The organism is Streptomyces sp. ATCC 21386, assembly GCF_018728545.1.
Classification (GTDB): domain Bacteria; phylum Actinomycetota; class Actinomycetes; order Streptomycetales; family Streptomycetaceae; genus Streptomyces.
This window is the reverse complement of sequence record NZ_JAAVVL010000001.1, coordinates 1,181,415-1,208,333: the sequence shown is the minus strand read 5'-3', so window position 1 is coordinate 1,208,333 and position 26,919 is coordinate 1,181,415. Positions and strand designations below refer to the sequence as shown.

Here is a 26,919-nt window from a genome sequence, read left to right as displayed (position 1 = left end):
CCTGTTCTCGGGGGCGCGGGGAACTGTGCGAGAAGCCCCCGGGGCCCACACCCGCGCACGCACCTCGGTCACCCGAACTCTTAGGCTGAACCGACCACTCGGCGAAGAGAGCGGGTGAACCCTTGCCGACCACGCGACCGATGCGCGCGGACGCGCGCCGCAATCACGACCGCCTCCTCACGCAGGCCCGCCTCGCCTTCGCGGCCCACGGCACCGCCGCCTCGCTCGAGGACATCGCCCGCCGGGCGGATGTGGGCATCGGCACCCTGTACCGCCACTTCCCGAACCGCCAGGCCCTCCTGAGCGCGGTCTTCGAGGAAGCCGTCGCCGATCTGCTGGCCCGCGCCCAGGCACACCTGCGCATGGAGCACCCCTGCACGGCGCTCGTCGCCTGGCTGCGCGACATCATCACCCATGCGGGCGAATACCGAGGGCTGGCGCAGGCCCTGATGACGGTCTCGTACGCGGACTCCCGTGCCGTGGACGAGAACCCCTCGGACCTGGCCCGGTGCTGCGCCCCAATCCGGGAAGCGGGCACGGCCCTCCTCCGACGGGCGCAACAGGCTCACGCCGTACGCGACGACGTGTCCATCGGAGATCTGCTCCAGCTCACCCACGCGATCGCGCTGGCGGCCGAGGAAACCCCGGGTGACCCGGAGTTGGCCGACCGCCTGCTGGCGCTGACCGTGCGCGGCCTGAAGCCGTAGTCACCGCCGGCCCGAGCCCACCCGGGCTCAGCCCGCGCGCCCCTGCCCGCCGCCGCGGCTCCGCGCCCTGCCCGATGCCGCGGCTCACGCCCCTACCGGCGCCGCAGATCCGCGACCCGGGCCGCCCGCTCCCGTTCCCGTTCACCGGCGGGCGGCTGGTCCCCCAGGACCGTGGCGGTGCGCAGCTGGGGCGCGGTGCCGTGGACCTGGTTGCGGCGGGGCCCCGGAAGGGGCACGTCGCGGCGCGAAGGGCGTGCCGGGACGGGATCGCCTCCCGTTCCCCCGGTGCCCGACGCCCCGGCCACGGAGATCTGCACACCCTGATCGGCCAGGGCCTGCAGCTCGGTGACCGCGCGGTCGTCATGGCCGGGCGGATCGTCGGTGACCAGCCGGGTGATCACATCCGTCGGCACCGTCTGGAACATCGTGTCGGCGCCGAGCTTGGTGTGGTCGGCGAGCACGACGACCTCGGCGGCGGCCTGGACCAGCGCGCGGTCGACCGACGCCGACAGCATGTTGGACGTGGACAGGCCGCGCTCGGCGGTCAGTCCACTCCCGGAGAGGAAGGCCTTGGAGACACGCAGCCCCTGGAGGGACTGCTCGGCTCCGGAACCGACCAGGGCGTAGTTGGAACCGCGCAGGGTGCCGCCGGTCATCACGACCTCCACACGGTTGGCGTGGGCCAACGCCTGGGCCACCAACAGGGAGTTGGTGACGACGGTCAGCCCGGGGACCCGCGCGAGCCGGCGTGCCAGCTCCTGCGTGGTGGTCCCCGCCCCGACCACGATGGCCTCGCCCTCTTCGACGAGGCTCGCGGCGAGATCGGCGATGGCCGTCTTCTCGGCGGTCGCGAGATGGGATTTCTGCGGAAAGCCGGACTCCCGCGTGAACCCGCCCGGCAATACCGCACCGCCGTGTCGGCGGTCGAGGAGTCCTTCTGCCTCCAGAGCGCGCACGTCCCGCCGTACGGTCACTTCGGAGGTCTGGACGACGCGGGCGAGCTCACGGAGCGACACGGCTCCATTGGCCCGCACCATTTCGAGGATCAATTGACGACGTTCTGCAGCGAACACGAAACTGACAGTAACGCCAACGACCATCTGCTTTCAGCAGTTTGCGCCGAATAGCAGAAGTTGTTCGCAGGGTGGGGCGAGAAGTGATATAGGGACTATCCCGGACGGAACCCGGCACACATCGGTCAGAACGCACAGATCACACCGACCGAACGGCCCGAACGGTCATGCGGTCCGTGCGGTCCGTGCGGTCGGTACGAACCGCACGGACCGTACCGACGTCAGACCCCTCCACCCGACTTGCGCGTGTGGAGCTGGCGCGCGACCTCGGCGATCGAGCCGGACAGGGACGGGTACACGGTGAACGCGTTCGCGATCTGCTCGACCGTCAGGTTGTTGTCGACCGCGATCGAGATCGGGTGGATCAGCTCGGAGGCGCGCGGCGAGACCACCACACCGCCCACGACGATGCCGGTGCCCGGTCGGCAGAAGATCTTGACGAAGCCGTCCCGGATGCCCTGCATCTTGGCGCGCGGGTTGCGCAGCAGCGGCAGCTTCACCCCGACGGCGTCGATGACTCCGGCGTCCAGATCGGCCTGGGTGTAGCCGACGGTGGCGATCTCGGGGTCGGTGAAGACGTTGGACGACACGGTCTTCAGATTCAGCGGGGCCACGGCGTCGCCGAGGAAGTGGTACATCGCGATACGGCCCTGCATGGCGGCGACGGACGCCAGGGCGAACACCCCGGTGACGTCACCGGCCGCGTACACGCCGGGGGCGGTGGTCCGCGACACCTTGTCGGTCCAGATGTGCCCGGACTCCTTGACCTTGACCCCGGCCTCCTCCAGGCCCATCCCGGCGCTGTTGGGGACGGCGCCGACGGCCATCAGACAGTGCGAGCCGGTGATGACGCGCCCGTCCGCGAGCGCGACCTCGACCCGGTCCCCCACCCGTTTGGCGGACTCGGCCCGGGACCGTGCCATGACGTTCATCCCGCGCCGCCGGAACACGTCCTCCAGGACTGCCGCGGCGTCCGGGTCCTCGCCCGGCAGCACCCGGTCGCGGCTGGAGACGAGGGTGACGCGCGACCCGAGCGCCTGGTAGGCCCCGGCGAACTCGGCACCGGTGACACCGGACCCGACGACGATCAGCTCTTCCGGCAGTTCGTCCAGGTCGTAGACCTGGGTCCAGTTGAGGATGCGCTCGCCGTCCGGCTGCGCGTCGGGCAGCTCGCGCGGATGTCCGCCCGTGGCGATGAGCACGGCGTCGGCGGTCAGGGTCTCCTCGGACCCGTCCGCCGCCCGCACGACGACCTTGCGCGACCCGTCGAGGTCCTGCTGGCCCGCGAGCCGCCCGCGCCCGCGCATGACCCGTGCGCCGGCGCGCGTCACCGAGGCGGTGATGTCGTGCGACTGCGCCAGCGCGAGCCTCTTCACACGCCGGTTGACCTTGCCGAGGTCCACGCCGACGACACGCGCGGGCGTGTCGATGTGCGGGGTGTCGTCGGCGACGATGATCCCCAGCTCCTCATAGGAGGAGTCGAAGGTCGTCATCACCTCGGCCGTGGCGATGAGGGTCTTCGACGGCACGCAGTCGGTCAGCACCGACGCCCCGCCCAGACCGTCGCAGTCCACGACGGTCACCTCCGCGCCGAGCTGCGCGGCCACCAGCGCCGCTTCATATCCGCCGGGTCCGCCACCGATGATCACGATCCGAGTCACATGCCCCATTGTCCCGTACGAGCGGGGGTGCCAACGAGTCGGGGGTGCGGGCCACCCCGCGAGGGGCGCGGGACACTGCGCGACCAGCCACAACACACCCGCACTCGCGAGACCACGGGCACCCCCCCCACCTTCTCAGGCGCCCGGCCCCCGAGCGGAGTGCTCCCGTACCCTCTCCCCCATGTCGCTCTACGCCGCCTACGCCGGCAACCTGGACTCGCGCCTGATGTCCCGCCGCGCCCCCCACTCCCCGCTGCGCGCAACCGGCTGGCTGAACGACTGGCGGCTGACCTTCGGCGGCGAGCACATGGGCTGGGAAGGCGCCCTGGCCACCGTCGTGGAGGCCCCCCGCTCCCAGGTCTTCGTGGCCCTCTACGACATCGCCCCCATGGACGAGGACGCGATGGACCGCTGGGTCGGCGTCGGGCTGGACATATACCGCCGGATGCGGGTCCGCGTGCACACGCTGGACGGTGAGGAACCGGCCTGGGTCTACGTCCTCAACGGCTACGAGGGCGGCCTGCCCTCCGCCCGCTATCTGGGAGAGGTCGCGGACGCGGCGGAGTCGGCGGGCGCGCCGCACGACTATGTGATGGAACTGCGCAAGCGCCCCTGCTGACGAACCGGCCCGGGGGCGAGCGGCTCCCCCGGTGTTGGAAACGACAAGGCAACGATCCCGGTCCCGTGAGCCTGGTCATCTACGCGCGTAGGCTCAAACCGGATACCCTCGTCACGTGAACGCATCTCTTCTTCCGGACGACATCCAGGGCGACCCGTACGCCGCCGCCGACGCCGCCGCCGCGCGCCTGCGTGAGCTGACGGGCGCCGAGACCCACGACGTCGCTCTCGTGATGGGCTCCGGCTGGGCCCCGGCCGTGGACGCCCTCGGCGCCGCCGAGGCCGAGTTCCAGGTCACCGAGCTGCCCGGCTTCCCGCCGCCGGCGGTCGAGGGTCACGGCGGCAAGGTCCGCTCGTACAGGATCGGTGACAAGCGCGCGCTCGTCTTCCTGGGCCGCACCCACTACTACGAGGGACGCGGCGTCGCCGCCGTCGCGCACGGTGTCCGTACGGCTGTCGCCGCCGGTGTGAAGACGATCGTCCTCACCAATGGCTGCGGCGGTCTGCGCGAGGGCATGCGTCCCGGCCAGCCGGTGCTGATCAGCGACCACCTGAACCTGACGGCGACGTCGCCGATCGTCGGCGCGAACTTCGTCGACCTCACGGACCTCTACTCCCCGCGCCTGCGCGCCCTGTGCAAGGAGATCGACCCCTCCCTGGAGGAGGGCGTCTACGCGCAGTTCACGGGCCCGCACTACGAGACGCCGGCGGAGATCCGCATGGCCCGCGTCATCGGCGCGGACCTCGTCGGCATGTCCACGGTCCTGGAGGCCATCGCCGCGCGCGAGGCGGGCGCCGAGATCCTGGGCATCTCCCTGGTGACGAACCTGGCGGCCGGGATGACGGGCGAGCCCCTCAACCACGAGGAGGTCCTCCAGGCGGGCCGCGACTCGGCGACCCGCATGGGCGCGTTGCTGACGCAGGTCCTGAACCGGCTGTAGCCCGGGGATCCGCCGGGGGGTGCGTTGTCGGGTGCGGGTGGGTGAGGGCTGGTCGCGCAGTTCCCCGCGCGCCTGGAAAGCAGGGGCTGCGCCCCGTGCTTTTCACCCCGCGGCCCCGCACCCTTCCAGGCCCGCAGGGGCCTGGTCTTTCAGCAGCGCGGGGAACTGCGCGAGCAACCCCCACCGAACCCGCACCCGGAAACCCACCGAGAGCGGGGTCGCAGGGGCGCAGCCCCTGGCACGGGGACGGGTAGGGGCGGCGGGGGCGAGGACAATCGAACCGACGGCACAGCAGAAGACCGACGGCAGACAAAGAACGAGAGGTTGACCCCCGTGCACGACGACCTGATCGCCCGCGCCAAGGCGTGGCTGGCCGAGGACCCCGACCCGGACACCCGGGACGAACTCGGCAGGCTGATCGACGCGGCGGACACGGCGGAGCTGACCACCCGCTTCTCCGGCACCCTCCAGTTCGGCACGGCCGGCCTCCGCGGCGAACTCGGCGCCGGCCCCATGCGCATGAACCGCTCGGTCGTCATCCGCGCCGCCGCCGGCCTCGCGGCGTACCTCAACAAGCAGGGCGACACCGGCGGCCTGGTCGTCATCGGCTACGACGCCCGCCACAAGTCAGCCGACTTCGCCCGCGACACGGCCGCCGTGATGACCGGCGCGGGCCTGCGCGCGGCCGTCCTGCCCCGCCCCCTGCCCACTCCCGTCCTGGCCTTCGCCATAAGGCACCTGGGCGCGGTGGCCGGCGTGGAGGTCACGGCCAGCCACAACCCGCCGCGCGACAACGGCTACAAGGTCTACCTGGGCGACGGCTCCCAGATCGTGCCCCCGGCCGACGCCGGGATCGCGGCCGAGATCGACGCCGTACGCTCCCTCGACGACGTCCCCCGCCCGGACGCCGGCTGGGACACCCTCGACGACAGCGTCCTGGAGGCCTATCTGGCCCGTACGGACGCGGTGCTCGCCCCCGGTTCCCCCCGGACCGCACGCACGGTCTACACGGCCATGCACGGCGTCGGCCGGGACACCCTGCTCGCCGCCTTCGCCCGGGCCGGCTTCCCGGAGCCCGTCCTGGTCGCCGAGCAGGCGGACCCGGACCCGGAGTTCCCGACGGTCGCCTTCCCGAACCCGGAGGAGCCCGGCGCGATGGACCTGGCCTTCGCGAAGGCCCGCGAGACGGACCCCGACCTGATCGTGGCGAACGACCCGGACGCGGACCGCTGCGCGGTGGCCGTGAAGGACGGCACCGACTGGCGCATGCTGCGCGGCGACGAGGTCGGCGCGCTCCTCGCCACCCACCTGGTCGCGCGCGGCGCCCGGGGCACCTTCGCCGAGTCGATCGTCTCCTCCTCCCTCCTCGGCCGTATCGCCGAGAAGGCCGGCCTCCCCTACGAGGAGACCCTGACCGGCTTCAAGTGGATCGCCCGCGTCGAGGGCCTGCGCTACGGCTACGAGGAGGCGCTCGGCTACTGCGTCGACCCCGAGGGCGTCCGCGACAAGGACGGCATCACGGCGGCCCTGCTCATCACGGAACTCGCCTCGCGACTGAAGGAGGAGGGCCGCACCCTCCTCGACCTGCTGGACGACCTCGCCGTCGAACACGGCCTGCACGCCACCGACCAGCTCTCGGTCCGCGTCCAGGACCTCTCGCTCATCGCCGCCGCGATGGAACGGCTCCGTGAGCGGCCGCCGACCGCCCTGGCCGGCCTGCCCGTCACCCGGGCCGAGGACCTGACCCGGGGCACGGACCGGCTCCCGCCCACGGACGGCCTGCGCTACACGCTCGACGGCGCCCGTGTCATCGTCCGCCCCAGCGGCACCGAGCCCAAGCTCAAGTGCTACCTGGAGGTCGTGGTGCCCGTCGCCGACCCGACCGCCCTCCCGGCGGCCCGCGCGAAGGCGACGGAGCTGCTGACCGGCATCAAGCGGGACCTCTCGGCGGCAGCGGGCATCTGACCCCTGCCTCTCCTCGCACACGCGGGCCCCGGCCGATTCACCGGACGCTGTTGGTAAATCCGGGGGCCTGCGTGACGACGGCCTGCACGACCCCGTTGGGGTTGTGCAGGCCGTCGTCATGTTCGTGGGGTGGGTTCGTGTCGTTGCGTGGGGTGGATCTGGCGGAGATTCCGGAGGAGACCGCGCGGCTGGCGCGTGCGGTGTTTCCGAAGGGGTGTCTGGTGATGCGGGTTCGGGATGCGCTCGGGCCGGTCTTCGCCGATGCCGACTTCGAGGAGTTGTTCTCGGCGCGGGGGCGGCCGGTGGTCTCGCCGGCGCGGCTGGCGCTGGTGTCGGTGTTGCAGTTCGCCGAGGGTCTGACCGACCGGCAGGCTGCGCACGCGGTCCGTTCGCGTCTGGACTGGAAGTACGCCCTGTCGCTGGAGCTGGCCGACGTGGGGTTCGACTTCTCCGTGCTCAGCGAGTTCCGGGCCCGGCTGACCGAGTCGGATGCGGGCCGGGCGGTGTTCGACGCGGTGCTGACGGCCGCCGGGGAGGCCGGGCTGGTCAAGGCGGGTAACCGGCAGCGCACGGACGCCACCCATGTACTGGCCGTGACCAGGGATCTGAGCCGGCTGGAGTTCGTGGTCGAGACACTGCGGGCGGCTTTGAACCAGATCGCCGAGGCGGCCGGGGACTGGCTGATGGGGTTGGCTGCGCCGGAGTGGTTCGACCGGTACTCGGCGCGTCCGGAGGACAGCCGTTTCCCGTCCCGGTGGGCCGCCCGGATCGAGCACGGCGACCAGTGCGGGGCCGACGGCACGGTGCTGCTGGAAGCGGTCTGGTCGACATCGGCACCGCCCGGCCTGCAGCGTCTTCCCGCGGTGGAGTTCCTCCGCCAGACCTGGGTGCAGCAGTTTCACCGCGTCGACGGCACCGTGCGCTGGCGGGAGCCGAAGAACACCCCGCCCGGCCTGATCCGCTTACGCACCCCGCACGAGCCCGGGGCCAGGACCGGAGCGAAGCGCGATCTGGCCTGGTCCGGATACAAGGTCCACCTCAGCGAGACCTGCGAGCCCGACGCCCCGCACCTGATCACCCACATCCACACCACCCCGGCACCGGTGACCGACAACGCCGTGCTGGAGGACATCCACACCGCCCTTGCCGACCGCCAACTGGTGCCGGACGAACACCTGCTGGACGCCGGATACGTCGACGCCGAGCAGATCCACCACGCCCGCCGCGATCACAGCATCACCCTCGTCGGACCGGTCGGGAAGAACACCATCCGGCAACAGGCAACCGGCGACGTCTTCGACAGCACGCGCTTCACCGTCGACTGGGAGCAACGCCAGGCCGTCTGCCCCGGCGGCCACACCAGCGTCCAGTGGAGAGACGCCCAGAGCCACCGCGGCACCCCGGTCACCCGCGTCCGCTTCGCCGAACGCCACTGCACCCCCTGTGAACTGCGGACTTCCTGCACCACCGCCGAAACCGGCCGCAATCTGACCCTGCGCCCCAAAGCCGAACACGAGATCCTCCAGCAGGCCCGCACCGAGCAGGACACCCACCACTGGCGCCGCCGCTACGGACACCGCGCCGGCGTCGAGGGCACCATCTCCCAAGGCGTCCAGGCATTCGGCCTGCGCAGATCCCGCTACCGCGGCCTCGCCAAAACCCGGCTGCAACACCACTTCACCGGCGCCGCCATCAACCTCGCCCGCATCGATGCCTGGCTCACCGGCAGACCGCTCGCCCGCACCCGCACCTCACCCTTCGCAGCACTCCGCCCCGCTGAATGAGATCCAGCGGGGCGGATTTACCAACAGCGTCCGATTCACCGGCCGGGGCCTGCGCCATGCGCGCGCCGACAAAACGGCGCGGCACGGTCCGCCGACCTCACCGGCACCGGCCTCCACGGCGTCGGCACAGCCTCTACGGCACCAGCACCAGCACCGCCGCCCACCCCACGGCGAGCACCGCACTCAGCGGCCACAGGGGGAGCCCCCGCCCCACGTACTCCCCCTCCGGCCGCAGCGACGGCTCCTGCCACAGGGCGGTGATCTCGGCGGCGGTCCTCTCGTAGGGGTGAACGAGCCGCAGCCTGCGCTCCAGCCAGCGCCAGCGCTCCGCCCGGACGCTCCACAGCTCGAACGACTCCTGGCGGCTGTCCACCGTCAGCACGGAACCGGCGCACCGCACGGTCGCGAGGTCGTCCCACGCGACGTGCCGGGGCCGGCTCCAGCCGCTCAGCCACAGCCCGGAGCGGTCGGCCGTGATGCGCCAGGTGAGCATCTGGGGCAGCGTCAGGACGCCGAAGACACCGAGGAAGCCGCCGAGGACGTACCGCGTCAGTCCGTCCGGGTAGAGGCCCACGGCGGCGATGGCGACGACCATGAACAGGGCGGCGGACCAGTCCGGCCAGCCCGCCCGCCAGCGCCGTACGGACACGTGCTCGTCCCCCAGCCGCGCCCGGCTCTGCGTGACGGCCGTGGCCCGCAGCTCCTCGTGGACCGTGTGCCGCTTCGCCCCGGCACGCTGCCGGGCGGCCCGGTGCCGTACGGTCCGGTCGGACAGGGGCCGCACGGGCCCGCTGGACGACTCGACGACCAGTTCCGGGGGCGCACCATCCTCGGCGGCCTCCGGCTTTTCCAGGTCCACCGACCCACCGGACCCGCCCGGCGCCTCCGGGGCCTCCGCCGCGCTGACGATCACGATCTCGGCGCCGTCGTGGGGCAGCCCGTACAGCACGGCCTCGCGCAGGGGACCGGGCTGGTCGTCGTCCTCGTCGACGCCCTCGACGGCGTCGAGGAGCGCGTCCCGCTCCGACCGGCCGTCCCGCTCCTCGGCGCCCTCATCGTCTTCGTCGGCGTCGTCGTACCACCGCTCGGTGGCGACCGTGAACAACGGCCGCAGCGCCGCCACGTCGTCGGCCGCGAACACTTCCGCGTCCCCGTCGGCGCCGTCGCGGACGAGCACCCGCAGCACCGGCACGGGAGCGCCCCGCAGCGCGGCGGACCGGCGGCGCCCCAGCAGCCCGGAGAGCGACGTGGTGAGCCCCCAGCCGACCACGAACCAGCCGACGAGCGTGACCTCGTGCCGGTCGGTGGCGACGTCCCAGCCGGAGACGGCGGAGAGCATCCCCGCACCGACCAGGGCCAGCACGGCTCCGAAGCCCATGAGGAACCGGCCGCGCCGCAGTGGCCCGACCTCGTCCGGCACCGTGGCCGTGACTCCCTCGGTGGCCGCGAGCGCCCACTGCCGCTGGAGTCGGCGCTTGCTCAGCCGGATCTCGGCCGCGGCCCAGGTGAAGGTCGCGGCGACGAGGCCCAGCAGGGTCGGCACGTCGTGCGAGCCGCCGTACCAGGCGAGCAGTAGCAGCAGGGCGGGCGCCGAGAACCGTACGACCTCTGGCCTGACCAGGGTCCACACCAGCTGCAGCGGCACCAGCGCGGCGAGGGCGGCGGGCACCTCCGCGAAGTTCGCCAGCCAGAAGCCGACGATGAGGCCGCCCGGGACCACGGCGAGCAGATGCAGGGGCCGCGTCCGCGCGGGGACCCACAGGGGAGGCCGGGTCCGCGCCCAGACCTCCGTCTTCTCCCCGCTCCAGGCGACGCTGCCGTCGGGCACGGCGAACGCGGGCAGGCGACGCGGCGGTGGGGAGACCCCGGCCGGGAACTGGGGCTCAAGCTCGGTACTCATCGTTGTGTGGACACTCCGGCCGATGTCGTGGTTGCGCCGCGCGGTCCGACACGATCCAAGCGGACCAGGCTGTGAAGGCGGGACACACGAGCAGCGCCACCCTAGAACAGACGTCCGGTGTTCCTCACCGAAACAGCGTCCCGGAGCTCCACGTCACACCAGACCGGTGCCACACCAGGCGGGTGCCACACCAGGCCGGTGACACACCGGACGGGGCCCCGCACCAGGCCGGTGACACACCGGACGGGGTCCCGCACCAGACCGGCGTCACACCGGACCGGTGTCACCCCAGCGCGATCAGCACCGCCAACAGCACAGCCCCGGCCGCCGCGGGCGCCATGATCTCCCAGGCCCACCGCACGCTCGGCTCCCCCTGCGACCCGGCGGCCTTCGCCCGTGCCTCGCACAGGTCCCGCAGATCGGCCATGACCTGATCGGCCTCCGCCCGCACGGGCCGCCCGGCGTCGGCGGTACGCCCGCCACCGCCGCCCTTGGCCGCCCGATGGGCCTCCCGGGCCTGCTGCCGATGGGCCTTCTTGCGTCCCCGCAGCGAGACGGGGATCGCCCAGAGCTGGTACTTGGTGCCGCTCTCGTCGATGACCTCGTTCGTGTAGCCGGACCGCAGCGACACCACGCTCGCCCAGGGCAGCTCGATCACCCGGAACGGATTGCGCACCCGCAGCCGGTCGTCGTTGGCGAACACGGCCGGCCGCACCGAGAACGCGACCACCACCGGCACCGCCACCAGCATCGAGGCCAGCGCCAGCCAGGGCGTACGCCCCTCGCCGGACACCACCGCGTCCCCACCGAGCCAGGCGATCAGGCCGAGCAGCAGCGCACCGCCCACGAGCCCGGCGGGCGACCGGTAGGCCCGGTCCTTGTAGACGGGCTTGCCGTCGGGCCTGTTGCCGGGCTTGTCGTCGGGCTTGCCGGGCGTCGACGCGGAGGCCTGATCCGAGGTGCTCATACGTCCGATTCTGCCCGATGCCCGGAACACCCCGACGCCGGGCGGACCGCGGGGGCGGCCCCGACCCACGACGCAGCCTCACCCGCCCCCGGCGCCTGTCGGAACAATCCGAGGGCTGTACACCCGCTACGCGCGTAGATATGCTCGTCTGGTGACCATGTCCACAGCTGCACCCCACGCTCTCGCCGACGTCACCGCGTCCGACAGCACGCTGCGCCGCTTCCTCCACGGGCTGCCCGGCGTCGACCCGGTCGGCCTTGAGGCGCGCGCCGCCTCCCTCGGCACCCGTTCCATCAAGACGACCGCCAAGGCGTACGCCATCGACCTGGCCATCTCCATGGTCGACCTGACGACCCTGGAAGGCGCGGACACCCCCGGCAAGGTCCGGTCCCTGGGCGCCAAGGCGGTCCTCCCCGACCCCACCGACCGCACCACGCCCGCAACCGCCGCGGTCTGCGTCTACCCCGACATGGTGCCCGCCGCGAAGGCCGCCGTCGCCGGCTCCACCGTGAAGGTCGCCTCCGTGGCCACCGCCTTCCCGGCCGGCCGCGCCCCCCTCGCCGTGAAGCTGGCGGACGTCCGCGAGGCCGTCTCCGCGGGCGCCGACGAGATCGACATGGTCATCGACCGCGGCGCGTTCCTCGCGGGGAACTACCTCAAGGTCCACGAGGAGATCACCGCGGTGAAGGAGGCCTGCGGCACCTCGGCCCGCCTGAAGGTCATCTTCGAGACGGGCGAGCTCTCGACCTACGACAACATCCGCCGGGCCAGCTGGCTCGGCATGCTCGCCGGCGCGGATTTCATCAAGACGTCCACCGGCAAGGTCGCGGTGAACGCCACGCCCGCCAACACGCTCCTCATGCTGGAGGCCGTGCGTGACTTCCGCGCCCAGACCGGCGTCCAGATCGGTGTGAAGCCCGCCGGCGGCATCCGCACCACCAAGGACGCGATCAAGTTCCTCGTCCTGGTCAACGAGACCGTCGGCGAAGACTGGCTGGACAACCACTGGTTCCGCTTCGGCGCGTCCTCGCTCCTCAACGACCTGCTGATGCAGCGCCAGAAGCTGGCCACCGGCCGCTACTCCGGCCCCGACTACGTGACGGTGGACTGATCCCCATGGCTTCCGCATTCGAATACGCACCGGCCCCCGAGTCCCGGGCGATCGTCGACATCGCCCCCTCCTACGGCCTGTTCATCGACGGCGAGTTCACCGAGGCCGCCGACGGCAAGGTCTTCAAGACGGTCAGCCCCGCCTCCGAGGAGGTCCTCTCCGAGATCGCCCAGGCGGGCGAGGCGGACGTGGACCGCGCCGTGCAGGCCGCCCGCAGGGCGTTCGAGAAGTGGTCGGCCCTGCCCGGCACGGAGCGCGCGAAGTACCTCTTCCGCATCGCCCGCATCATCCAGGAGCGCTCCCGCGAGCTGGCCGTCCTCGAAACCCTGGACAACGGCAAGCCGATCAAGGAGACCCGCGACGCCGACCTCCCCCTGGTCGCCGCGCACTTCTTCTACTACGCGGGCTGGGCCGACAAGCTCGACCACGCCGGCTACGGCGTGAACCCCCGCCCCCTCGGCGTGGCGGGCCAGGTCATCCCCTGGAACTTCCCGCTCCTGATGCTGGCGTGGAAGATCGCCCCGGCCCTGGCGACCGGCAACACGGTCGTTCTGAAGCCCGCCGAGACCACCCCCCTCTCGGCCCTCTTCTTCGCGGACATCTGCCGCCAGGCGGGCCTCCCGAAGGGCGTCGTCAACATCCTCCCCGGATACGGCGACACGGGCGCGGCGCTGGTCGCGCACCCGGACGTGAACAAGGTGGCCTTCACGGGCTCCACGGCGGTCGGCAAGGCGATCGCCAAGACGGTCGCGGGCACCCGCAAGAAGCTCACCCTCGAACTGGGCGGCAAGGGCGCGAACATCGTGTTCGACGACGCACCCGTCGACCAGGCCGTCGAGGGCATCGTGAACGGCATCTTCTTCAACCAGGGCCAGGTCTGCTGTGCGGGCTCCCGCCTGCTGGTCCAGGAGTCGATCCAGGACGAGCTGCTCGACTCCCTCAAGCGCCGCCTGTCCACCCTCCGTCTCGGCGACCCGCTGGACAAGAACACGGACATCGGCGCGATCAACTCCGAGGAGCAGCTCACCCGGATCACCTCGCTCGTCGAGCGCGGCGAGTCGGAGGGCGCCGAGCGCTGGTCCCCGGCCTGCGAACTGCCCACCTCCGGCTACTGGTTCGCCCCGACGCTCTTCACGAACGTCACGCAGGCGCACACCATCGCCCGTGACGAGATCTTCGGCCCGGTCCTCTCCGTCCTCACCTTCCGCACCCCGGACGAGGCGGTCGCCAAGGCCAACAACACCCAGTACGGCCTGTCGGCGGGCATCTGGACCGAGAAGGGCTCCCGGATCCTGGCCGTCGCGAACAAGCTGCGCGCGGGTGTCGTCTGGTCCAACACGTTCAACAAGTTCGACCCGACGTCGCCGTTCGGCGGCTACAAGGAGTCGGGCTTCGGCCGCGAGGGCGGCCGCCACGGCCTGGAGGCGTACCTCGATGTCTGACCGCCTGTCTGTTTTCAAGACCTACAAGCTGTACGTCGGCGGGAAGTTCCCGCGTTCCGAGAGCGGCCGGGTGTACGAGGTGACGGACTCCAAGGGCAACTGGCTGGCCAACGCCCCGCTCTCCTCCCGCAAGGACGCCCGTGACGCGGTCGTGGCCGCGCGCAAGGCGTTCGGCGCCTGGTCGGGAGCCACCGCCTACAACCGCGGCCAGGTCCTCTACCGCGTCGCCGAGATGCTGGAGGGCCGCAGGGCCCAGTTCGTCCACGAGGTGGCCGACGCGGAGGGCTTGTCGAAGTCGAAGGCGGCGGCCCAGGTGGAGGCCACCATCGACCGCTGGGTCTGGTACGCGGGCTGGACCGACAAGATCGCCCAGGTGGTCGGCGGCGGAAACCCGGTCGCGGGCCCGTACTTCAACCTGTCCTCCCCCGAACCGACGGGTGTGGTGGCGGTCCTGGCCCCCCAGGAGTCGTCGTTCCTGGGCCTGGTCTCGGTCCTCGCCCCGGTGATCGCGACGGGCAACACAACCGTGGTGGTGGCTGCGGAGAGGTCTCCCCTCCCGGCCCTGTCCCTCGGCGAGGTCCTGGCCACCTCCGACGTCCCCGGCGGCGTGGTCAACGTCCTCTCCGGCCGTACGGCGGAGATCGCGGCCCCCCTCGCCGCGCACCAGGACGTCAACGCGATCGACCTGGCCGGCGCGGACGAGGTCCTGGCGAAGGAACTGGAGATCGCCGCGGCCGACAACCTCAAGCGCGTCCTGCGCCCACAGCCTGTGGACGACTGGTCGGCCACGCCCGGAATCGACCGCATGACGGCGTTCCTGGAGACGAAGACGGTGTGGCACCCGACGGGGTCGCTGGGGGCGTCGGGTTCGGCGTACTGACACACCGAGGCTTCAACGCAGATCGACACCCCGTACGGGTCACCCGACATCCGCCGCCTCCGCGTCGGCGACTACCGGGTTCTGTACATCATCGACAACGCGGTGATCCACATCATGATCACCCACCTGGGCCGTACCGCCTGAGCAACACAAGTCGCCCCCTTCAGAGGAAGGGGGCGGCTTGCTTCACTCACGGGCGCACCGCGCACCCGACCACTCAGCGCAATCCGCCCACCACCTGCCCCACCACCGGAATGCTCCCGATCGACGGCGCCTGTGCCACCGGCCCGGTCAGCGCCGTCGACTGCAGCGGCTGGAAGTCCGCCAACTGCGTGCCCACGCCGTTGTCGAGGGGGTCGACGCCCGTGCCCGCCAGCGGGTTGGGCTTGAGCCCCGCGACCGGCCCGGTGACGTAACCGACCGTGCCGGTCAGGGCCTGCAGGCCCGCCTGTGGGTCGATCTTCCCCAGCGACGTGGGCCGGGTGCGCAGCACGTCGACGACCGGGGCCGCCTCGTCCGCCGCGACGGCCGTGCCCGCGCCCGCGCCGAGCGCGACCCCGGCGGTGGCGGCGGCCAGCAACGCGCGCCGGGCGGTGGTGTTCTGGAGAGCCGAGTGTCGAGCCATCAGGGGTGCCACCTTCTCCTGTGCGTTCATCTTGCGGAAAGTAATCATAGAGGCACGTAAAGTAGTTGAGGTGTGATGTGCGCTCCAAGGGCGACCCGCCGTCTCGGCGGGAGCCGCGCGATGCCTCACACTGGACTCTCGTGAGTTCGCATCCCCCGATACCGACCCGAGTCGTCCTGCTGTCCGGTCCGTCCGGCTCGGGCAAGTCCCTCCTCGCCGCCCGCTCCGGCCTACCCGTGCTGCGGCTCGACGACTTCTACAAGGAGGGCGACGACCCGACGCTGCCGCTGGTGGAGGGCAGCACGGACATCGACTGGGACCACCCGCTGTCATGGGACGCGGACACCGCCGTCGCGGCGATCGGGGAACTGTGCCGCACGGGCGGGACGACCGTCCCGACGTACGACATCTCCCTCAGCGCGCGGACGGGCGCGGAGGCCCTGCACATCGGGCGGACGCCGGTGTTCATCGCCGAGGGCATCTTCGCCGCCGAGATCGTCGAACGCTGCCGTGAACTCGGCCTGCTGGCGGACGCGCTCTGCCTGACCCGTGGTCCGGTGAAGACCTTCCGCCGCCGCTTCCTGCGCGACCTCAAGGAGGGCCGCAAGTCGGTGCCGTTCCTGCTGCGTCGCGGCTGGCGGCTGATGCGGCTGGAGCGTTCGATCGTGGCCCGGCAGACGGAGTTGGGCGCCCACCCCTGCGACCGGGACGAGGCGCTGGGCCGGCTGGCGGCGGCCGCCGCCGGCCGCGTCGCGAAGGCCCCGGCCTGAGCCCGAGGCTCTGGGCCCGAGGCTCTGGGTCCGAGGCTCTGAGCCCGAGGCTCTGAGCCCGAGGCCGGACATGAAAGCGGGACTGGACGGACCCCCCGGCCCTCCAGTCCCGCTTCCCCCGTGATCCCCCACGTGTCACACCGGCGCCCCCCAGCGCCACCGTGACGTTCCCCGTTCCCCCGTGCTCCCCCCGATTTCCCCGTACCCCCCGCTTTCCCCCGTTACCTGCTCCCCCCAGACCCTCAGGCGACAAGCTCCCCGAAGGACTCCTCCTCGTCACGGCCGAAGCTGAGGACCTCGTCCTCACGCAGCCGGCGGAGGGACCGCCAGATGCTGGACTTCACCGTGCCGACACTGATGTCGAGGATCTCCGCGATCTCCGGGTCGGTGCGGCCCTCGTAGTAACGCAGGACCAGCATCGTCCGCTGGAGTTCGGGCAGCCGGGCCAGCGCCTGCCACAGGACGGCGCGCAGTTCGGTGCCGCGCATCGCGTCCGTGTCGCCGGCGGTCTCCGGCAGTTCCTCGGTCGGGTACTCGTTCAGCTTGCGGCGGCGCCACGCGCTGATGTGCAGATTGGTCATGGTGCGGCGGAGGTAGCCCCCGACCGCGGCCTTGTCACTGATCCGGTCCCACGCCCGGTAGGTCGAGAACAGCGCGCTCTGCAACAGGTCCTCGGCCTCGAAGCGGTCTCCGGTCAGGTGGTAGGCGGTTGCGTACAGGGAGGCACGACGCTCCTGGACGTAGGCGGTGAACTCCGCCTCCGACACAGACCGGCGTTCCCCCGTGCCCTCCCCGTACGCGGTCCCCGTTCCCCCGTGGGCGACCCCCGTTGCCCCCGTGGTGCTTCCCCCCACGTGTGCGTCAACCACCGACATCAACGTGGTGTGCTGACGCCCGGTGCCGCGAGCGCACCCCCGCCCGCTCACGGCACCGGACTTCTCCGTGTTCCGGACGACGTCGTGGAGCCGCGTGACAACTGCGCTAGTGCTGGTGCTGTGCAGCGTGTTCATCTCGCGCCCCCCGTCGTGGAGTTCCGGTCTTCGGCCTGCTTGCTTGCCTGTGCCGAAAAGATTGCCGGTTCACCTTCATGGCTCTGTCCGCCGACTGTCACAGACCTGTCACAGGGGTCGGCCCCTCGGTACGGCCCAGCCGGGGCACAGGTCGATCACAGAGAAGAGTCGTACGGCTACGCGAACGGCACGATCGTGTGCGGGTGTCGGGTGGGAGCGCTCCAACGGTCGATTCGGCGCCATGCCATGGGCCAGAATGAGCCCGTGCCTTCCCTGTTGCTGATCGAGGACGACGACGCCATCCGCACGGCCCTGGAGCTCTCTCTGACGCGCCAGGGGCACCGTGTCGCCACCGCCGCCACCGGCGAGGATGGTCTCAAGCTGCTGCGCGAACAGCGGCCGGATCTGATCGTTTTGGACGTGATGCTGCCCGGCATCGACGGCTTCGAGGTGTGCCGGCGGATCCGGCGCACCGACCAGCTGCCGATCATCCTGCTCACCGCGCGCAGCGACGACATCGACGTCGTGGTGGGCCTGGAGTCGGGCGCGGACGACTACGTGGTCAAGCCCGTGCAGGGGCGGGTGCTGGACGCCCGGATCCGCGCGGTGCTGCGGCGAGGTGAGCGCGAGGCCAACGACGCGGCGACCTTCGGCTCCCTCGTGATCGACCGCGCGGCGATGACCGTGACGAAGAACGGCGAGGACCTCCAGCTGACGCCCACCGAGCTGCGGCTGCTCCTGGAGCTGAGCCGTCGCCCCGGACAGGCCCTGTCCCGGCAGCAGTTGCTGCGTCTGGTGTGGGAGCACGACTACCTGGGCGACTCCCGCCTGGTGGACGCGTGTGTGCAGCGGCTGCGCGCCAAGGTCGAGGACGTACCGTCGTCACCGACCCTGATCCGTACCGTGCGTGGCGTGGGCTACCGGTTGGACACGCCTCAGTGACGAAGGCCCGAGGGGGGATCCGCGGCTGGGCCGCGGCTCGCAGGAAAGTGCAGTCCCGGATCCGTTTCACCAGTCTGCGGCTGCGTCTGGTGGTCGTCTTCGGCCTGGTGGCGCTCACGGCCGCCGTGTCGGCGTCCGGAATCGCGTACTGGCTCAACCGCGAGGCCGTGCAGACCCGCGCGCAGGACGCGGCGCTCAACGACTTCGAGCGTGAGATGCAGAGCCATGTGAGCACGCTGCGCCCGAACCCGACGCAGGATCAACTGCGCGTCGCCGCACGCAAGATGGCGGACGGCGGCGAGCGCTCCAGTGTGCTGCTGATCGCCGAGGGCGCCGACGGGGAGACGGTCTCCGGATCCTCCACCGACAACGCGCTCACCGGTTTCTCGCTGGAGGACGTGCCCGCGTCCCTGCAGAAGGCCGTCAACAAGCGGCAGAAGCTGACCTCGGGCAACAAACACGCGTACCACGTGTACTGGCAGCGGGTCATAGACGGCGACACCCCCTATCTGGTGGGCGGCGCGAAGATGATCGGCGGCGGGCCGACCGGCTACATGCGCAAGTCCCTCGCCGAGGAGGCGAAGGACCTCAACTCCCTCGCCTGGTCGCTCGGTATCGCCACGGGTCTGTCGCTGATCGGCTCGGCGCTGCTCGCGCAGGCCGCCGCGACCACGGTCCTGAAGCCGGTGCAGCGCCTCGGGGTTGCCGCCCGACGCCTCGGCGAGGGCAAGCTCGACACCCGGCTTCGGGTCTCCGGCACGGACGAACTGGCCGACCTCTCCCGGACGTTCAACCTCGCGGCGGAGTCCCTGGAGAAGAAGGTCGACGACATGAGCGCCCGCGAGGAGGCCTCCCGCCGCTTCGTCGCCGACATGTCCCACGAACTCCGTACGCCGCTGACGGCGATCACCGCCGTCACGGAGGTGCTGGAGGAGGAGCTGGACGCCGACACCGGCAGCCTCGACCCCATGATCGAACCGGCGGTACGGCTCGTCGTCAGCGAGACCCGGCGCCTGAACGACCTGGTCGAGAACCTGATGGAGGTCACCCGCTTCGACGCGGGGACGGCCCGGCTCGTCCTGGACGACGTGGACATCGCCGACCAGATCACCGCCTGCATCGACGCCCGCGCCTGGCTGGACGCGGTGGAACTGGACGCCGAGCGCGGCATCATCATCAACCTGGACCCGCGCCGCCTGGACGTGATCCTGGCGAACCTGATCGGCAACGCGCTCAAGCACGGCGGCTCCCCGGTGCGCGTCTCGGTGCGCACGGAGGGCGAGAACCTGTTCATCGAGGTCCAGGACCACGGCCCCGGCATCCCCGAGGACGTCCTCCCGCATGTCTTCGACCGCTTCTACAAGGCGAGCGCCTCCCGCCCGCGCTCCGAGGGCAGCGGCCTCGGCCTCTCCATCGCCCTGGAGAACGCCCACATCCACGGCGGCGAGATCACCGCCGCCAACTCCCCCAAGGGCGGCGCGGTCTTCACCCTGCGCCTGCCCCGCGACGCGGCCTCCCTGGTCGCGAAGGAACGGGACGAACGGGACGGCGAGCAGGGCGACGGCGGCCCGGCGGGCAGCGAAGGGGACGGCCAGTGACGATACGAGACGCCCGAGCCGTACGCGTCCTGGTCGCGACGGGGGCACTCACCGGCCTCCTCGCCGGCTGCGGCATCCGGGCCACCCAGGTGCCGACGGACTTCGGCCCGGCGCCCTCGATGGTGCCGTGCGAGCTGTCGGCGACGGACCTCTCGCCCCAGGCGACCCCCTCGGGCATGCCGGTCGAGGTCTTCCTGCTCTGCTCCGGGGCGCTCGTCCGCGTCAACCGCTCGGTGCAGGTCGCCGAGGGCACCGAGGAGTCCCAGCGACGGGTCGCCGTCGCCCAGGGCCTGTTGGACGCCCTGGCCGACGACCCCAGCGAGGTCGAGGACGAGGCCGGCTACAGCACGGCCGTCCCGCCCGGCCTGACGGTGACGGGCCCCTCCCCCGGCGACCCCGAGGACACGCTCCGCCTGTCCACCGCCCCGGACTCCCTGCCCAAGTACGCCCTCGCCCAGATCGTCTGCACCTTCGCCGACTCCGCCGCCGCCGGCGACAACGGCTCGGTGGTCCTCGGCAGCACGAGCGCCGAGTCGCTACGCCGCTACGAGTGCACCCAGGAGACCGAGTCCTCCCCGGGCGAGGGCAACCCCCCTTCCGAGGAGATCAACGGCTCCTGAGCCGGACCACGGCTCGCCACAGAGGGTTCCTGCCCGGGCCACTGCAACAGAGGTCGGCGAGTGAGCCGAAGGGGCGCGCCTGTGTCGAGACGGCGAACGCGCGCAGGCCCCGACGAAGGAGGGGCCGAGCACGATCGCCGTCTCGACACAGGCACAAGCGCCCCGGAGGCGAACCGAGCCCAAAAAAGAAGGTGCAACCGATCGTGCCGGGGGCCGCGTCTTGGGGGGCGTGCAGCCTCAAGGTACGAACGGCCGTAGCGCCGGGGTCCGTGTCCGTGTGGCGGGGGGTGTCCTCCTCGCCGCACATCTCGCGGTCGTTGCCTGGATCACGCTGCGTCCGCTGGACGTCACCTGGATGAGTCCGGCGAATCTGCGGCCGTTCGCGGGGATCAGAGCGGATCTGGCGCTCGGCTGGCCGGAGGCGGCCCACCGCATCGGCGAGGGGCTGGCGCTGCTCGCCCCGCTGGGCGTCCTGCTGCCGATGCTGCACGGCAGGCTCGCCGTGTCGCCGCTCGCCTCGCTGGCCCGGTCCGTCGCGGCCGGGGCGCTGCTGTCGCTGGCCATCGAGCTGTTGCAGACCGGGGTGCCCGGTCAGGTCGTGGACATCGACTCGATCCTGCTGAACTCGGTCGGCGTGGGCCTCGCCCATGTCGCGGTCGTACCGGCGCTCAGGTCGGCCTTGCGGCGGAGGGCGAAGACGCGGGTGGGGGCGGCCCGGCTGCCCGAGGAACTGTCTCAGGGTCGGACCCCGACGATTCCCAGGGTGGGGATGGCCCCATAGAGGGAGGCTTCGTCCGGTTCGTCACCGTAGCGTCGAAGGTGTGGAAAAGAGAGCGGGCCGCTTCGAGGTCCCGTCCCACCGTCGGCCTCGGGTCGACGTCCTACGCTGACGAAGGAGCCCTCATGAGCCGCCTTGCCCGCCCCACCGAAGGCCGGATGATCGGCGGAGTGTGCGCCGCGCTGGCACGGCGCTTCGGCACCTCCGCGACCACGATGCGCGTGATCTTCCTGGTGTCGTGTCTGCTTCCCGGCCCGCAGTTCCTGCTCTACATAGCCCTCTGGGTCCTGTTCCCCTCCGAGGGCAAGGCCCGCGCGGCCTGGTGACGCGCACCGACCGGCGGCCGACGACGACCGGTGGCCTCCCGGCGCACACACCGACGGGGCGCCCCTGCGCAGGGTGCGCCCCGTTCGGCTGTCGCGATGCGCCTCAGGCGGCGGGGCCGCCGCCGAGGGGCAGGCCGTTGACGCCGAGGCCCTTGGCGGGGAGGGTCTTGCCGACGGGGAGGCCGCCCAGCAGTCCGGCGACGGGGGCGGTGGGGCCCTCGGCGAGGACGTTGGTGGCGGCGGGCTGGGCGGCTTCGAGGCCGGCGCCGAGCGCGCTCTGCCCCTGGGCGAGGGCACCGGAGGCGGCCGGCAGCACCTTCGAGACGTTCTCCACGGGCAGTGCCTGGGTGACGGTGCCCAGGGCCTGGGAGGCGTCGGGGGCACCCGGTGCGGCGTTCGCGGCGCCCGCGCCCGCGGCGGCGATGGCGGCACCGACGACGGCGACACCGAGGGTCTTGGCAGCAGACTGCTTCATGTTGAATGCGTCCTTGGAATGCGTTTGACGGGTGGTGAGCGGTGCCGAAACGTAAACACCAAAGTCCCGCCGGAGGCAAACATCGAAAAGCGGCCGCGTCGTCGTCGGCGCGACCGCTTCCCCATGCCGCAGATCAGTCCTGTTCGTCGACAGAACCGCTGGTGGAGGCCGTCTGACGGAACAGCCATTCGGATTTCAACTCGGCATATCCGGGCTTGATCACGTCATTGATCATGGCCAGTCGTTCATCGAAAGGAATGAATGCTGACTTCATAGCATTGACCGAGAACCACTGCATGTCGTCGAGCGTGTAACCGAAAGCGTCGACAAGGTGCTCGAATTCGCGGCTCATACTGGTGTGGGACATCAGCCGGTTGTCGGTGTTCACGGTGGCCCGGAAGTGCAGTCGCCGCAGCAGCCCGATGGGGTGCTCGGCGTACGAACGGGCGGCGCCGGTCTGGAGGTTGGAGCTGGGGCACAGCTCCAGCGGGATGCGCTTGTCGCGGACGTAGGAGGCGAGGCGGCCGAGCTTCACGGAGCCGTCCGCGTGGACCTGGATGTCGTCGATGATGCGGACGCCGTGGCCGAGCCGGTCGGCGCCGCACCACTGCAGGGCCTGCCAGATGGAGGGGAGCCCGAAGGCCTCACCGGCGTGGATGGTGAAGTGGTTGTTCTCGCGCTTGAGGTACTCGAAGGCGTCGAGATGGCGGGTGGGCGGGTAACCGGCCTCGGCGCCCGCGATGTCGAAGCCGACGACACCCAGGTCGCGGTAGCGGTTGGCGAGTTCGGCGATCTCCAGGGCGCGGGCCGCGTGCCGCATGGCGGTGAGCAGGGCGCCGACGCGGATGCGATGGCCGTCGGTCCTGGCCCGCCGCTCGCCCTCCCGGAAGCCCTCGTTGACGGCCTCGACGACCTCTTCGAGGGTGAGGCCGCCTTCGAGGTGCTGCTCCGGGGCGTAGCGGATCTCGGCGTAGACGACGCCGTCGGCGGCGAGGTCCTCGGCGCACTCGGCGGCCACGCGGAAGAGGGCGTCGCGGGTCTGCATGACGGCGACGGTGTGGGAGAAGGTCTCCAGGTACCGCTCCAGCGAGCCCGAGTCGGCGGCCTCGCGGAACCAGACGCCGAGCCGGTCGGCGTCGGCCTCGGGGAGCTGGGAGTACCCGCTGTCGCGGGCGAGTTCGACGATGGTTCCGGGGCGCAGGCCGCCGTCGAGGTGGTCGTGCAGCAGAACCTTGGGCGCCCGGCGGATCTGGTCCGGATCCGGGGTGTTACCGGTCGGGTCGGTCTGGTTCGTCATTTTCGCACGATATCGCCTACGCGCGTAGAGCGCCTGTCGGGCGGTTCCGTCGATACCCAACGGTGACCCTCAGGACGGGTGGCGTACACCATCTCTTCTGACACTGTTCTGTCATGGCGCAGCAAGCAATGCCGGTACGCACGCCCAGACTTGGGCGGACGTTCGGCCCGGAGCCGAGCACGGTCGGCGGGGTCGTCCTGCTGCTCCCGGCCGGCGACGAGGCATCCACCCGCAGACCCTCCCCCATGATCGCCACGGCGTCCGTGCGCGCCCTCGGGCGCCGGCTCACCCGCGCGGGCCGTACGGAGGGGCTGGCCACGCATGTCGTGCACTACCGCCATCGGGGGTGGAACGGCTCGGAGGCTCGGCTGGCGCGGGACGCCGAGTGGGCCGCGGACGAGGTCGTCCGGCGTTACGGGGATGTCCCGGTGTGTCTCGCCGGGCTGCACATGGGGGCGCGGGCCGCGCTGCACGCGGGCGGGCACGAGGCCGTCAACTCCGTGCTGGCCATCGCTCCCTGGCTGCCCGAGGAGGATGTGGCGGCGCCGCCCGAACCGGTGAAACAACTGGCCGGGCGTCGGGTGCTGATCGTGCACGGGACGAACGACGAGCGGGTGGATCCCGAGTTGTCGTTCCGGTTCGCGGCGCGGGCGAAGAAGACGAACCCCGACATCTGCCGGTTCGAGGTGCACGCGGATCGGCACGGGTTGACGCAGTACCGGGACGAGGTGCACGCGTTGGCCGCGGACTTCGTGATGGGGGTGCTGTTCGGGCGGGCGTTCGCGCGGCCCGTGGAGGACGCGCTCGCGGCGCCGCCGCCGTTGGGGTTGCGGATGCCGCTCGCCTCCGGCTTCGGGAGGGCTCGCTCACAGAGGGGTGTCTGAGGTTCGTTGCGCGGCCGCGGGTCCGGTGGGGCTTCTCGCGCCCACGCGGCGGAGCCGCACGTTCGACACAGGCCCGCGCCGCTTCAGGGGCGCGGCTGCGGCTCAGCTGCTCAGCAAGTTGCCCCTTCTCGACAGCAGGAACTTCTTGAAGGCCGCCACCGGGGGTGTGTCGGGGTGGCCGTCGAGCCAGGCCACGCCGATTTCGCGGGCCGCTCGCGGGGCGGTGACCGTCAGTTCGACGACGCCCGGCCGTGGGACGGCGGGTGGCGGCAGGAGCGCCACGCCCAGGCCCGCCGCCACCAGGCCCCGTAGGGTCTCCGCCTCCTCGCCCTCGAAGGCGATACGAGGTTTGAAGCCGGCCTCCTTGCAGAGGTCGTCGGTGATGCGGCGCATGCCGTAGCCGGGTTCGAGGGTGACGAAGGTTTCGTCGGCGGCTTCGGCGAGGCGGACGCGTTTGCGGGCGGCGAGGCGGTGGTCGGCGGGGACGACGAGGCGGAGCTTCTGTTCGTCGAGGCGGCGGGCCACCAGGTCGGGGGCGTCCGGGACGGGCGAGGTGAGGCAGAGGTCGAGTTCGCCCGCGCGCAGGCGCTCCAGCATGGCCTCGCCGTAGTTCTGGACGAGGCTGAAGCGGACGCGGGGGTGTTCGGCGCGGAAGGCCTGGAGGAGGCCGGGGACGGTCTCGGCGCCCATGGTGTGCAGAAAGCCGAAGGCGACCTTTCCGGTGGCGGGGTCGGCGTCGGCGCGGACCTCGTCGGCGGCGCGCTCGATCTCGGTGAGGGCGCGCTCGACGGAGGCGTGGAAGGTGCGGCCGGCGGGGGTGAGGGAGACCGTGCGCCCCCGGCGGGCGAACAGGTCGACGCCCAGGTCCTGTTCCAGGCGGACCATCGCCCTCGACAGCGTCGACTGCGGGACCTGCATCTCCTGCGCGGCCCGGGTGACGTGCTCGGTGCGGGCGACCCCGGCGAAGTAGGCGAGGCGGGGGGCGAGCCGCAGGACGATGTCCTCGATGTCCCCGCCCTGGTCGCCGTGCCCGGTGTGCTCGGTGTCTCCTGTGTCACCGGATGGTGACAGCCGCGGCCCTGACCTCTGCTGATGCATCACAGGAACGATTATGACGGTTCCATGCATTGGACGGATGAATATCGGCGTACGTAGTTTCGAGGCATGCCTTCCGCGAGTACCGAGGCGCCCACCAGCGTGGGCGCCGGATCAGTCATCACCCCCATCGATTCCCGTGTGGCCCCGGGCGGGCCCGGCTACCGGCGGATGAGCCTCGCGCTGTTCCTCGCGGGTGTCGCGACCTTCGCCCTCCTCTACTCCACGCAGGCACTGCTGCCGTTGATCTCCGACGGTTTCGGGACGACGGCGAGCGCGGCCAGCTGGACGGTGTCGGCGGCGACGGGTGCGCTGGCCCTGTTCGTGCTGCCGATGAGCGCGCTGTCGGAGCGGTTCGGGCGGCGGACGTTGATGACCGTGTCGCTGGCGGTCGCGGTGTCGGTCGGGCTGCTGATCCCGTTCGCGCCCTCGTTGGAGGCGCTGGTGGTGCTGCGGGCCGTGCAGGGTGCCGCGCTGGCCGGGGTGCCGGCGTCGGCCACCGCCTACCTCGCCGAGGAGGTGCGGCCCAGGGCGCTCATCACGGCGATCGGTCTCTTCGTCGCCGGCAACAGCGTCGGCGGCATGAGCGGGCGGGTCGTCACAGGGTGGGTCGCCCAGGAGTGGGGCTGGCGGGTCGCGCTGGGCGTGCTCGGGCTGGTCGCGGTCGGCTGTGCGGTGGCCTTCCGGCTGCTGCTGCCCGCGCCGAGGCACTTCGTGGCCGGGTCGCTGCGGCCCGCGGTGCTGGGCCGTACGGTCCGGGCGCACCTCGCCAACCCGCTGCTGCGCCGGCTGTACGCGATCGGCGCGCTGTTCATGACGGTCTTCGGTGCCGTGTACACGGTGATCGGCTACCGGCTGACCGACGCGCCCTTCTCCCTGCCTCAGGGGATCATCGGGTCGATCTTCCTCGTGTACCTGGTGGGCACGGTCTCGGCGTCCACGGCCGGGAAGCTGGTCGGGCGGCTGGGGCGCCGGGGCACGCTGTACCTGGCGGGCGGTACGACGACCGCCGGTCTGCTGGTGTCGCTGTCCGACTCGCTCCCGCTGGTCCTGCTCGGACTCGTCCTGATCACCGCCGGGTTCTTCGCCGGGCACGCCGCCGCCTCGTCGGCGGTGAGCCACACGGCGAAGGAGGGGCGGGCACAGGCGTCGGCGCTGTACCAGTCGGCGTACTACGTGGGCTCCAGTGCGGGCAGCACGCTGGGGGCGGTGGCCTTCCACGCGGGCGGCTGGGGCGGGACGGTTTCGCTGGGGCTGCTGGCTGTGGTGGGGGTCGTGGGGATCACTGTGGTGGGGTCGCGTGCGGCTCGGCGGGCGCCGGTGCCGGTGCCGGTTCGCTGAGGTTCTTCGCCCCCGCCGCCCCTACCCGTCCCATCCGGAAGGGGCTGCGCCCCTTCGACCCCCTGTTCGCGCTCCGCGCGGGGGTGGGTGGGTATGCGCGCGTCCGGTG

General features: G+C 71.6%; 25 protein-coding genes. 16 read left to right on the top strand and 9 right to left on the bottom strand.

Annotated features, from left to right (window positions below; genetic code table 11):
• Positions 1–140 precede the first annotated feature (140 nt).
• Entirely contained in the window at positions 141–707 is a 567-nt protein-coding gene (locus GWK25_RS05330; RefSeq protein WP_215448710.1) for a TetR/AcrR family transcriptional regulator, read from the top strand.
• A 92-nt stretch (positions 708–799) separates the two neighbouring features.
• On the opposite strand, the gene GWK25_RS05325 is transcribed toward GWK25_RS05330, so the two are convergent.
• Together GWK25_RS05325 and GWK25_RS05320 are read right to left on the bottom strand one after the other, a co-directional pair.
• Positions 800–1,807, bottom strand: coding sequence for a DeoR/GlpR family DNA-binding transcription regulator (locus GWK25_RS05325; protein ID WP_215448709.1), 1,008 nt, complete (start codon positions 1,805–1,807; stop codon positions 800–802).
• A gap of 194 nt (positions 1,808–2,001) precedes the next feature.
• Positions 2,002–3,450 carry an NAD(P)H-quinone dehydrogenase gene (locus tag GWK25_RS05320; protein WP_215448708.1) on the bottom strand — a complete coding sequence of 483 codons (1,449 nt, stop codon included), beginning with the start codon at positions 3,448–3,450 and terminating at the stop codon, positions 2,002–2,004.
• Between the two features lie 172 nt (positions 3,451–3,622).
• Between GWK25_RS05320 and GWK25_RS05315 the strand changes: the two genes are divergently transcribed.
• The 4 genes from GWK25_RS05315 (at position 3,623) to GWK25_RS05300 (ending at position 8,749) form a co-directional block, all read left to right on the top strand.
• The gene (locus tag GWK25_RS05315; protein ID WP_045562870.1) at positions 3,623–4,060 is read left to right on the top strand and encodes a gamma-glutamylcyclotransferase; all 438 of its coding nucleotides are present in this window, start codon (positions 3,623–3,625) and stop codon (positions 4,058–4,060) included.
• Positions 4,061–4,175: 115 nt separating this feature from the next.
• A complete protein-coding gene (locus GWK25_RS05310) occupies positions 4,176–5,000 on the top strand; it encodes a purine-nucleoside phosphorylase (RefSeq protein WP_215448707.1) in 825 nt (274 codons plus the stop codon).
• A gap of 333 nt (positions 5,001–5,333) precedes the next feature.
• Positions 5,334–6,965, top strand: coding sequence for a phospho-sugar mutase (locus GWK25_RS05305; RefSeq protein WP_215457213.1), 1,632 nt, complete (start codon positions 5,334–5,336; stop codon positions 6,963–6,965).
• Between the two features lie 137 nt (positions 6,966–7,102).
• Complete coding sequence (locus GWK25_RS05300) at positions 7,103–8,749, top strand: IS1182 family transposase (protein ID WP_215448706.1); 1,647 nt, start codon at positions 7,103–7,105, stop codon at positions 8,747–8,749.
• A 133-nt stretch (positions 8,750–8,882) separates the two neighbouring features.
• Here GWK25_RS05300 and GWK25_RS05295 read toward each other — a convergent pair whose 3' ends face one another.
• Positions 8,883–10,649 carry a hypothetical protein gene (locus GWK25_RS05295; protein WP_215448705.1) on the bottom strand — a complete coding sequence of 589 codons (1,767 nt, stop codon included), beginning with the start codon at positions 10,647–10,649 and terminating at the stop codon, positions 8,883–8,885.
• 283 nt (positions 10,650–10,932) lie between these two features.
• On the bottom strand, positions 10,933–11,616 hold the full coding sequence (locus GWK25_RS05290) for a PH domain-containing protein (RefSeq protein ID WP_215448704.1): 684 nt from the start codon (positions 11,614–11,616) through the stop codon (positions 10,933–10,935).
• Positions 11,617–11,773: 157 nt separating this feature from the next.
• Here GWK25_RS05290 and deoC point away from each other — a divergent pair, with 157 nt between their 5' ends.
• Genes deoC through GWK25_RS05275 form a run of 3 tightly spaced genes read left to right on the top strand, consistent with a single transcriptional unit; the run spans position 11,774 to position 15,049 of the window.
• Positions 11,774–12,727 carry a deoxyribose-phosphate aldolase gene (gene deoC, locus GWK25_RS05285; protein ID WP_215457212.1) on the top strand — a complete coding sequence of 318 codons (954 nt, stop codon included), beginning with the start codon at positions 11,774–11,776 and terminating at the stop codon, positions 12,725–12,727.
• Between the two features lie 5 nt (positions 12,728–12,732).
• Positions 12,733–14,169: an aldehyde dehydrogenase family protein gene (locus GWK25_RS05280; RefSeq protein ID WP_215448703.1), complete on the top strand. Its 1,437-nt coding sequence runs from the start codon at positions 12,733–12,735 to the stop codon at positions 14,167–14,169.
• A complete protein-coding gene (locus tag GWK25_RS05275; RefSeq protein WP_215448702.1) occupies positions 14,162–15,049 on the top strand; it encodes an aldehyde dehydrogenase family protein in 888 nt (295 codons plus the stop codon). The genes GWK25_RS05280 and GWK25_RS05275 overlap by 8 nt, the downstream gene beginning before the upstream one ends.
• Positions 15,050–15,266: 217 nt before the next feature.
• Here GWK25_RS05275 and GWK25_RS05270 read toward each other — a convergent pair whose 3' ends face one another.
• Positions 15,267–15,674 (bottom strand): hypothetical protein, encoded by a 408-nt coding sequence (locus tag GWK25_RS05270; RefSeq protein ID WP_215457211.1) that lies wholly within the window; start codon positions 15,672–15,674, stop codon positions 15,267–15,269.
• A gap of 140 nt (positions 15,675–15,814) precedes the next feature.
• Between GWK25_RS05270 and GWK25_RS05265 the strand changes: the two genes are divergently transcribed.
• On the top strand, positions 15,815–16,444 hold the full coding sequence (locus GWK25_RS05265; RefSeq protein WP_215448701.1) for a uridine kinase: 630 nt from the start codon (positions 15,815–15,817) through the stop codon (positions 16,442–16,444).
• A 242-nt stretch (positions 16,445–16,686) separates the two neighbouring features.
• On the opposite strand, the gene GWK25_RS05260 is transcribed toward GWK25_RS05265, so the two are convergent.
• A complete protein-coding gene (locus tag GWK25_RS05260; RefSeq protein WP_215448700.1) occupies positions 16,687–17,454 on the bottom strand; it encodes a SigE family RNA polymerase sigma factor in 768 nt (255 codons plus the stop codon).
• 264 nt (positions 17,455–17,718) lie between these two features.
• On the opposite strand from GWK25_RS05260, the gene afsQ1 reads away from it, so the two are divergent.
• The 5 genes from afsQ1 (at position 17,719) to GWK25_RS05235 (ending at position 21,718) form a co-directional block, all read left to right on the top strand.
• Positions 17,719–18,396, top strand: a complete 678-nt coding sequence (gene afsQ1 / locus GWK25_RS05255; protein ID WP_013001223.1) for a two-component system response regulator AfsQ1 — start codon at positions 17,719–17,721, stop codon at positions 18,394–18,396.
• A gap of 47 nt (positions 18,397–18,443) precedes the next feature.
• Positions 18,444–19,994 (top strand): HAMP domain-containing sensor histidine kinase, encoded by a 1,551-nt coding sequence (locus tag GWK25_RS05250; RefSeq protein WP_308404173.1) that lies wholly within the window; start codon positions 18,444–18,446, stop codon positions 19,992–19,994.
• Positions 19,991–20,614 carry a hypothetical protein gene (locus GWK25_RS05245; RefSeq protein WP_215448698.1) on the top strand — a complete coding sequence of 208 codons (624 nt, stop codon included), beginning with the start codon at positions 19,991–19,993 and terminating at the stop codon, positions 20,612–20,614. Before GWK25_RS05250 ends, GWK25_RS05245 begins: the two co-directional genes overlap by 4 nt.
• A gap of 229 nt (positions 20,615–20,843) precedes the next feature.
• Positions 20,844–21,395, top strand: a complete 552-nt coding sequence (locus GWK25_RS05240; protein ID WP_215448697.1) for a VanZ family protein — start codon at positions 20,844–20,846, stop codon at positions 21,393–21,395.
• A gap of 122 nt (positions 21,396–21,517) precedes the next feature.
• Positions 21,518–21,718, top strand: a complete 201-nt coding sequence (locus GWK25_RS05235) for a PspC domain-containing protein (protein WP_215448696.1) — start codon at positions 21,518–21,520, stop codon at positions 21,716–21,718.
• 103 nt (positions 21,719–21,821) lie between these two features.
• On the opposite strand, the gene GWK25_RS05230 is transcribed toward GWK25_RS05235, so the two are convergent.
• On the bottom strand, positions 21,822–22,193 hold the full coding sequence (locus GWK25_RS05230; protein WP_215448695.1) for an ATP-binding protein: 372 nt from the start codon (positions 22,191–22,193) through the stop codon (positions 21,822–21,824).
• Positions 22,194–22,326: 133 nt separating this feature from the next.
• Positions 22,327–23,490: an adenosine deaminase gene (locus tag GWK25_RS05225; protein ID WP_215448694.1), complete on the bottom strand. Its 1,164-nt coding sequence runs from the start codon at positions 23,488–23,490 to the stop codon at positions 22,327–22,329.
• A gap of 113 nt (positions 23,491–23,603) precedes the next feature.
• Between GWK25_RS05225 and GWK25_RS05220 the strand changes: the two genes are divergently transcribed.
• On the top strand, positions 23,604–24,374 hold the full coding sequence (locus GWK25_RS05220; RefSeq protein ID WP_215448693.1) for a prolyl oligopeptidase family serine peptidase: 771 nt from the start codon (positions 23,604–23,606) through the stop codon (positions 24,372–24,374).
• 102 nt (positions 24,375–24,476) lie between these two features.
• Here GWK25_RS05220 and GWK25_RS05215 read toward each other — a convergent pair whose 3' ends face one another.
• On the bottom strand, positions 24,477–25,475 hold the full coding sequence (locus GWK25_RS05215; protein WP_215448692.1) for a LysR family transcriptional regulator: 999 nt from the start codon (positions 25,473–25,475) through the stop codon (positions 24,477–24,479).
• 63 nt (positions 25,476–25,538) lie between these two features.
• On the opposite strand from GWK25_RS05215, the gene GWK25_RS05210 reads away from it, so the two are divergent.
• On the top strand, positions 25,539–26,810 hold the full coding sequence (locus tag GWK25_RS05210) for an MFS transporter (RefSeq protein ID WP_215448691.1): 1,272 nt from the start codon (positions 25,539–25,541) through the stop codon (positions 26,808–26,810).
• Positions 26,811–26,919 lie beyond the last annotated feature (109 nt).